The 1,664-nt window shown below is 46.6% G+C and carries 2 protein-coding genes; both read left to right on the forward strand.

Annotation, left to right across the window (positions count from 1 at the left end; all coding sequences use genetic code 11):
* Position 1: 1 nt before the first annotated feature.
* Complete coding sequence (locus A3757_RS15935) at positions 2-580, forward strand: aminodeoxychorismate/anthranilate synthase component II (protein WP_068554207.1); 579 nt, start codon at positions 2-4, stop codon at positions 578-580.
* 35 nt (positions 581-615) lie between these two features.
* Positions 616-1,650, forward strand: a complete 1,035-nt coding sequence (gene trpD / locus A3757_RS15940; RefSeq protein WP_068554209.1) for an anthranilate phosphoribosyltransferase — start codon at positions 616-618, stop codon at positions 1,648-1,650.
* Positions 1,651-1,664 lie beyond the last annotated feature (14 nt).

A 1,664-nucleotide genomic window follows, 5' to 3' on the forward strand; every position in this document is an offset into this window, starting at 1 on the left:
AATGCTATTAATGATTGATAACTACGACTCGTTTACCTACAACGTTGTTCAGTACTTGGGCGAACTCGGTGCCGATGTTCATGTTTACCGTAACGATGAAATTACCATCGAAGAAATTGAAGCGCTAAAACCTAGTAAAATTGTGATTTCACCTGGCCCCTGTACGCCAAACGAAGCCGGTGTATCACTGGCTGCCATTGAGCACTTTAAAGGCAAGCTTCCAATTCTTGGTATTTGTTTGGGTCACCAAAGTATTGGCCAGGCTTTTGGCGGAAATATCATTCGTGCCGGGCAGGTGATGCACGGTAAGACTTCAGCCATGCATCATAACGATAGGGGCGTATTTAAGGGATTGACTAACCCTTTCACCGCAACCCGTTACCACTCACTGGTTATTTGTAAAGATACGCTACCTGATTGCCTGGAAATCACGGCATGGACTGAAAACGAAGACGGTAGTGTCGAAGAGATCATGGGTGTTCGCCACAAGGAACTTGATATTGAAGGGGTTCAATTCCACCCTGAGTCAATTCTAAGTGAACACGGTCATGACTTACTTAAGAATTTCTTAGACCGATAAGATAAAACGATAAGCGAATAAAAATAGGTATACGCATGGATATTACTCAAGCTCTGGCAAAAGTCGTTGAAAACACCGACCTAGCAACCGATGAAATGCAGTCTGTCATGCAACAGATTATGACAGGCCAAGCGACAGAAGCTCAAATTGGCGGTTTCCTAGTTGCTTTGCGCATGAAAGGCGAAAGCATTGATGAAATTACCGGCGCTGCTCAGGTGATGCGAGAGCTCTCTACTAAAGTAGATATCAGCGGCGAACACTTGGTAGATACCTGTGGCACCGGCGGCGATGGTGCTAACTTGTTTAACGTCTCGACAGCCAGTGCATTTGTGGTAGCTGCAGCGGGTGGCAAGGTAGCAAAGCATGGTAACCGTAGCGTTTCTAGCAGCACTGGCAGTGCTGATGTACTCGAAGCTGCAGGCATTAATTTGTCTTTAAGCCCCGAGCAAGTACAGCGTTGTATTGAGGAAATTGGTGTTGGTTTTATGTTTGCACCAGCTCACCATAGCGCTATGAAGCATGCTATTGGCCCCCGGAAGCAGATGGCTATTCGTACCATCTTCAATATGCTTGGCCCCATGACTAACCCTGCTAACGTTGGTAAGCAAGTGATCGGCGTATTCAATAGTGCTTTGTGTAAGCCTATGGCTGAAGTATTAAAACGTCTGGGTAGCGAGCATGTACTCATCGTCCACGCGAGTGACGGCCTCGATGAGATCACTATTTCCGGCGACAGCCATGTCGCTGAACTCAAGGATGGCGTAGTCAGTGAATACACCATCAAACCAGAAGACTTTGACCTGGCGCGAGCTTCACTTGATGGCTTGGGTGTCGATAGTGCAGAACAAAGCCTAAACTTGATAAAAGCAGCTTTAGGAAAGGAACAAAGCGAGGCTGCGCAAAAAGCACGCTCAATTATTACTTTAAATGCCGGTGCAGCGATCTATGCTTCTGACCTGGCTAGTAGTTTGGCTGAAGGCGTTGAGCTGGCATCCGATGCCATTGGTTCTGGCGTAGCTTTAGCTAAATTAAATGACTTGGCGAGCTTTACGCGCGTATTTGCAGAATAACTTTATATACCGGA

The organism is Oleiphilus sp. HI0117 (assembly GCF_001635235.1).

Bases quoted from the DNA above. Each gene is read 5' to 3' on its own strand.
- A3757_RS15935 (WP_068554207.1), top strand. From the start codon at position 2: ATGCTATTAATGATTGATAACTACGACTCGTTTACCTACAACGTTGTT.
- trpD (WP_068554209.1), top strand. From the start codon at position 616: ATGGATATTACTCAAGCTCTGGCAAAAGTCGTTGAAAACACCGACCTA.